General features: G+C 65.2%; 9 protein-coding genes. All 9 read right to left on the bottom strand.

The window, feature by feature from the left end:
- A partial coding sequence (gene truA, locus KBZ07_RS15810) for a tRNA pseudouridine(38-40) synthase TruA (RefSeq protein WP_254932503.1) occupies positions 1-607 on the bottom strand: 607 nt, incomplete at its 3' end.
- A gap of 19 nt (positions 608-626) precedes the next feature.
- Entirely contained in the window at positions 627-977 is a 351-nt protein-coding gene (rplQ, locus tag KBZ07_RS15805; protein WP_254932501.1) for a 50S ribosomal protein L17, read from the bottom strand.
- A gap of 44 nt (positions 978-1021) precedes the next feature.
- Positions 1022-1960 (bottom strand): DNA-directed RNA polymerase subunit alpha, encoded by a 939-nt coding sequence (locus tag KBZ07_RS15800; protein WP_197147990.1) that lies wholly within the window; start codon positions 1958-1960, stop codon positions 1022-1024.
- Between the two features lie 56 nt (positions 1961-2016).
- Complete coding sequence (gene rpsK / locus KBZ07_RS15795) at positions 2017-2409, bottom strand: 30S ribosomal protein S11 (RefSeq protein WP_254932500.1); 393 nt, start codon at positions 2407-2409, stop codon at positions 2017-2019.
- A 75-nt stretch (positions 2410-2484) separates the two neighbouring features.
- Complete coding sequence (gene rpsM / locus KBZ07_RS15790; RefSeq protein WP_197147992.1) at positions 2485-2850, bottom strand: 30S ribosomal protein S13; 366 nt, start codon at positions 2848-2850, stop codon at positions 2485-2487.
- A gap of 97 nt (positions 2851-2947) precedes the next feature.
- Positions 2948-3061 (bottom strand): 50S ribosomal protein L36, encoded by a 114-nt coding sequence (gene rpmJ / locus KBZ07_RS15785; RefSeq protein WP_006173336.1) that lies wholly within the window; start codon positions 3059-3061, stop codon positions 2948-2950.
- Positions 3062-3126: 65 nt separating this feature from the next.
- Positions 3127-3687, bottom strand: coding sequence for an adenylate kinase (locus KBZ07_RS15780; protein ID WP_254932499.1), 561 nt, complete (start codon positions 3685-3687; stop codon positions 3127-3129).
- Positions 3688-3787: 100 nt separating this feature from the next.
- Positions 3788-5107 carry a preprotein translocase subunit SecY gene (secY, locus tag KBZ07_RS15775; RefSeq protein ID WP_254932498.1) on the bottom strand — a complete coding sequence of 440 codons (1320 nt, stop codon included), beginning with the start codon at positions 5105-5107 and terminating at the stop codon, positions 3788-3790.
- A gap of 102 nt (positions 5108-5209) precedes the next feature.
- Positions 5210-5304 (bottom strand): uL15m family ribosomal protein (locus tag KBZ07_RS15770; protein ID WP_254932502.1); only part of this gene is annotated, 95 nt, incomplete at its 5' end.

The following is a 5304-nucleotide window of genomic DNA, read 5'->3' as shown; positions in this document are numbered from 1 at the left end:
GAACCATGCCATAGAGGAAGCCGCTGGCCTGGAGTTCCACCGTGATCAGATCGCCCTGCCGATCAATTTGCACCTCCTGCATGGTGGTGCGGCCGTGGGCGCGACTGCTGCCGGCCCGCTGGAAGGCGGAGAAGTCGTGCTCCCCCAGCATCGCCGCCAGGGCCCGACCCATAGCCGCCTCATCCAATCGCCGCTGGTATCTATGCCAGGTCCAGGGGGCTAGAAAGAGAGTGGCGCTGCACGAGTTGTGGATCGTGTAGCGGTAGCGCCGGTAGGTGGCGCTGAAGCAGGCATGCCAGCTGGCTGGCACCTCGGTGGCTGCCCGAACGTGGATTGAGCTCGGCAGCCGCCCGTTCAGGGCTTTGGCCCAGCGCCCGGCAGGAATCGGCCCGGCGCTGTCGAAGTGGACTACCTGGCCGGCCGCATGAACGCCCGTATCGGTGCGACCTGCTGCAACGGTGCGGCCAGGGCCCTGGGGATCCAGGCCCGAGATCACCTGCTCGAGGGTTGCCTGCACGCTGGGGGCGTTCTGTTGTCGCTGCCAGCCGCAGAAGGCGGCCCCGTCGTACTGCAGGCACAGGGCAATCCGGCGCAGGGGCGCCTCGATCGCCGTGCTGGCGCCGTCTTCAGACCAGCTCGATGATGGCCATCTCGGCGTTGTCACCCCGACGGGGCACGGTGCGGATGATGCGGGTGTAGCCACCCTGGCGCTCTCCATAGCGGTCCTGGGCCTTGTCAAACAGGGCATGCACCAACTGCTTGTCGTAGATGTAGCCGATGGCGCGGCGGCGGGCCGCCAGGCTGCCATCCTTGGCCAGGGTGATCATGCGTTCGGCTTCGTCACGCAGGGCCTTGGCCCGGGCCTTGGTGGTGGTGACCCTGCCCTCACGAATCAGTTGGGTGGTGAGCCCCCTGAGCATCGCTTTGCGTTGGTCGGCGGGGCGTCCCAGCATGGGGACTCGGCACTGGTGTCGCATGGAACTGGGCTGGTGGGGGGCGTGTCGGGAAACGGGGGCGCCGCTCAGGCGCTGGTGCGGCTCTGGGGCAGGGTGATGCCGATGCGCTCGAGCGCTTCGATCACTTCATCGGCTGATTTGGAGCCGAAGTTCTTGATCTCGAGCAGATCTTCATAGCTGAAGCCCATCAGGTCGCTTACGGAATTGACCTGGGCGCGCTTCAGGCAGTTGTAGGCCCTCACCGACAGGTTGAGCTCCTCGAGGGGGATCTGGGTCTCGGCCGAGGGCTCCGGTTCGATGCCGGGCTCCTCCACCAGGGTCAGGCTGGCCAGGGGCTGGAACAGGGCGATCAGCTGGTTGGCAGCCTGGGCCATGGCGTCGTCAGGGGTGACGCTGCCATTGGTCTCGATTTCAAGGCGCAGGCGCTCGCGGGCCGATCCCCCTTCGCCGACGGCCGTTTCATCCACGGTGTAGTTGACCCGGCGCACGGGCTTGAACACCGCATCAATTTGGAGCAGGTCGATGGCGCTCGTGTCTTCGCTGTGGCGATTGACCGGTCTGTAGCCCACGCCCCGTTCCACGTGTACCTCCATCTCCAGGCTGTGGCCTTCGGCCACCGTGGCGATCAGGCGGCCGCCGTCAATCACCTGAACCTGGGAGGAGAACTGGAGGTCGGCGGCGGTGACGGTGGCGGGGCCATTCACCACCAAGCGGCCGATTTCCAGTTCGCGGTTGCGGCTGTTGACCGAGATCTGCTTGCAGTTCAGGAGGATGTCGAGCACGTCTTCGCGCACCCCAGGGACGGTGGCGTATTCGTGGTTGACACCGGAGATGCGAACGGCGGTGATGGCGCTGCCCTCAAGGCTGCCGATCAACACCCGCCTTAGGGCATTGCCCAGGGTGGTCGCCTGGCCGCGATCGAGGGGGCCAATCAGGAAGGTGCCCGTCTGGGACCGGTCTTCGACGACCTGATGCTCGATCCGATCAATTTGATAATGCAGCACGGTCTGAAGGCTCGAAAGGTTGGAGATGGCCCTGGGGGCAAGCGCGGGGCGCCGACTCAGACGCGGCGACGCTTGGAGCGACGGCAGCCGTTGTGGGGAAGGGGAGTTACGTCGCGGATGAGGGTGATTTCCAGGCCGGCCACCTGCAGGGCCCGGATGGCTGTTTCCCGGCCTGAGCCAGGGCCACGCACCAGTACCTCGATCTGACGCATGCCCTGTTCGAGCGCCCTGCGGGCCGCAGCCTCGGCGGCGGTTTGGGCGGCGAAAGGAGTGCCTTTGCGGGCCCCCTTGAAGCCGCTGGCGCCGGCCGAACTCCAGGAGATCACTTCTCCGGCCGTGTCGGTGATCGACACAATCGTGTTGTTGAAGGTGCTCTGGATATGGGCCATGCCGTTGGGCACGTTGCGCTTCGTTTTCTTGGCGCCGGATTTTTTGGCTGGCTTGGCCATGGCGGAAAGGCCTGCTGCTGCAGGAGGTGATCAGGGAACGGGCAGGGAGGGTGACAAGGGAAGTGGCTAGGGCGCCTACTTCTTCTTGCCGGCCACGGTTTTGCGGGCACCCCGGCGGGTACGGGCGTTGGTGCGGGTGCGTTGGCCCCGCACGGGCAGGCCCATGCGGTGACGGCGGCCGCGCAGGCAGCCGATGTCCTGGAGGCGCTTGAGGGCCATGCCCTCCTGGCGGCGCAGGTCACCTTCGAGGGTGAAGGCCTCGGCGGCACCCCGTAGTTTCTGAACGTCGGCGTCGCTGAGGTCCTTGACCCTGGTGTCCGGGTTGACCCCGGTTTTGCTCAGGATCTTCTGGGCACGGGTAAGACCGATGCCATACACATAGGTGAGGGAAATCTCAACGCGCTTTTCGCGAGGGATATCTACGCCGGCAATCCGAGCCACGGGGGAAATCAATGAGGGGGCAAGATCCGCTGCCGCCGAAGCGGAGCGGGAATTAATCGAAAACAGCTGGCCCCCAGGCGGGGCTGGCCAGGGCTGGTCAGCCTTGGCGCTGCTTGTGCTTGGGATTGGTGCAAATCACCATCACCCTGCCGTGGCGACGAATCACCCGGCATTTGTCGCACATTTTCTTGACTGAGGCACGCACCTTCATGGGCGTTGTGCTCTCCGAATTTGCAAACCGACAACCTACCACAGGGGTCAACCTCCTTTGGCTGCTCAGGCCAGTAGGTCTGTGATGCGGGCCGCAATGGTGTCCACCGTGCCGTGGGCCTCTACCGACTGGAGCAGGGCCGCTTCCCGGTAGTAGCGAATCAGGGGTGCGGTTTGCTCCCGGTACACCTCGAGCCGGTGGCGGATCACGCTTTCGTTGTCATCGGCCCGGCCCCGACCCAGCAGCCGCTGGAGCAGCACGGCATCGTCGAGCTCCAACAGCACCACCAGCTCGATCGGCTGGTGGAGTTCCTCCAGCAGCTGGCCCAGGGCCTCTGCCTGGGCCAGGTTGCGGGGGAAGCCATCCAGTAGCCAGCCGCCCCCATCGCTGGCCGCCTGGGTCTCCAGGCGGCTGCGCACGATCGCCAGCACCAGCTCGTCGCTTACCAGGGCCCCGCTGGCCATTACCGCCTCAGCTTCCATGCCAAGAGAGGTGCCGGCGGCCACCTCGGCCCTCAGCAGGTCGCCCGTGGAGAGGTGCAGCAGGTTGTGGGCTGCGGCCAGGAGCTCCGCCTGGGTGCCATTGCCAGCGCCGGGGGGGCCGAGGAACAGGAGACGTTTTTTCATGTCATTAATGCAAACTGAGCTTCAAGCTGAACTCCAAACGGCACTGCAAGGGGGCACCGCAAACGGCTGGGATCGGGAGGCTTATTGGGCGGGCTTGTGGTCACTGCCGCACCATCCCCTCATAGCGTTGGGAGATCACGTAAGTCTGCACCTGCTTGGCCGTGTCGATAGCCACGCCCACCAGGATTAGGAGGGAGGTGGCCCCCAGGCCCTGGAAGGTGCGCACCTGGGTGGCCCCTTCCACAGCCGAAGGGATGATTGCTACGGCGCCCAGAAACAGCCCCCCCAGCAGGGTCAAACGGTTTTGGACGCCACTGAGGTAGTTGGCGGTGGCGGAGCCGGGACGTACCCCTGGGATCGCCACTCCGCTGCGTTTGAGGTTGGTGGCGATGTCCACCGGATTGACGGTGAGCGAGGCGTAGAAAAAGCCAAAGCCGCAGATCAGGGCGAAGAACACCAGGGCGTAGAGCCAGGGGGTGCTGCTGTTGGGGTTGAGATAGCCAGCCAGTTGGATCAGCCAGGGGCTGCCGGTGAGGTTGGCGATGGTGAGCGGTAGGAACACCACTGCCGAGGCGAAAATGATCGGCATCACCCCGCCGGCATTGAGCTTGAGGGGCAGGTAGCTCTGGCGGGCCGAGAGCACCCCGGCTCCCCCCACCTGCCGCTTGGCACTCACGATCGGGATGCGGCGGTTGCCCTCCTGCACAAAGATGATCCCCACGATCGTCAGCAGGAAGACCAGCACCAGCACCACGATGCCGCCGACGGTGCTGCGGTCGCCGCTCTGGGCCAGCTCAATGGTGGAGCCGAGGGCCTTCGGCAGGGTGGCCACGATGTTCACGAAGATCACCAGGGAGGCCCCCTGGCCGATGCCTCGCTCGGTGATCACTTCGCTGATCCACATCACCACCATCGAGCCGGTCACTAGGGCCAGGGCCGTCTGGATCACGAATACGGGTTCCGAGAGGCCCTCGGTGGCGTACTGCCGCAGGATCAGGGCGAACACCAGGCTCTGGAGGATCCCCCAGCCCAGGGCCACGTAGCGGGTGATCTGGGCGATTTTGCGGCGGCCTGCCTCGCCCTCGTTTTTCTGGAGGTCTTCGAGCTGGGGCAGGGCTGCGGTGAGCAGCTGGATGATGATCGAGGCGTTGATGAAGGGCAGGATCCCCAGGGCAAAGATGCCCAGGGTGGAGAGGCCTCCGCCGGTGAAAATGTCAAGGAAGCCGATCAGCTGGCCGCCGCGGGAGAGGAACTCCTGGAAGGCCACCCGGTCGATGCCCGGCATCGGGATGTAGATGCCCAGCCGCACGAGCAGTAACAGGCCGAGGGTGGTCAGCACCCGGTCGCGCAGGCCCTTGGATTGGATCAGTTGGCTGAGGATTTCCCCGGCACTGGGGTTGCGACCCCGGCTAACAAGCATGGCGGCGTGAGGTGGACATCAAAAAAACGCCCAGCGGATCCCGGGAAGGCCCCCCGAATCCGCTGGACGGTTCAGACCATAGGGCGGAGGCCCCCAAGGTGATCAGATGACTTGACAACTGCCACCAGCAGCTTCGATCTTGCTGCGGGCGCTGGCGGTGAAGGCAGCTGCCTGCACGGTGAGCTTTGCCTTGAGGT

Source organism: Cyanobium sp. BA20m-14 (genome assembly GCF_024346295.1).
Note: the sequence above shows the minus strand (reverse complement) of the source record. Positions and strands in the feature narration are given on the sequence as shown.

What these genes read in the sequence shown, in the direction of transcription:
- rplQ (WP_254932501.1), bottom strand. Translation starts at nt 977, where the DNA reads ATGCGACACCAGTGCCGAGTCCCCATGCTGGGACGCCCCGCCGACCAA.
- secY (WP_254932498.1), bottom strand. Translation starts at nt 5,107, where the DNA reads ATGCTTGTTAGCCGGGGTCGCAACCCCAGTGCCGGGGAAATCCTCAGC.
- rpsK (WP_254932500.1), bottom strand. Translation starts at nt 2,409, where the DNA reads ATGGCCAAGCCAGCCAAAAAATCCGGCGCCAAGAAAACGAAGCGCAAC.
- rpmJ (WP_006173336.1), bottom strand. Translation starts at nt 3,061, where the DNA reads ATGAAGGTGCGTGCCTCAGTCAAGAAAATGTGCGACAAATGCCGGGTG.
- KBZ07_RS15780 (WP_254932499.1), bottom strand. Translation starts at nt 3,687, where the DNA reads ATGAAAAAACGTCTCCTGTTCCTCGGCCCCCCCGGCGCTGGCAATGGC.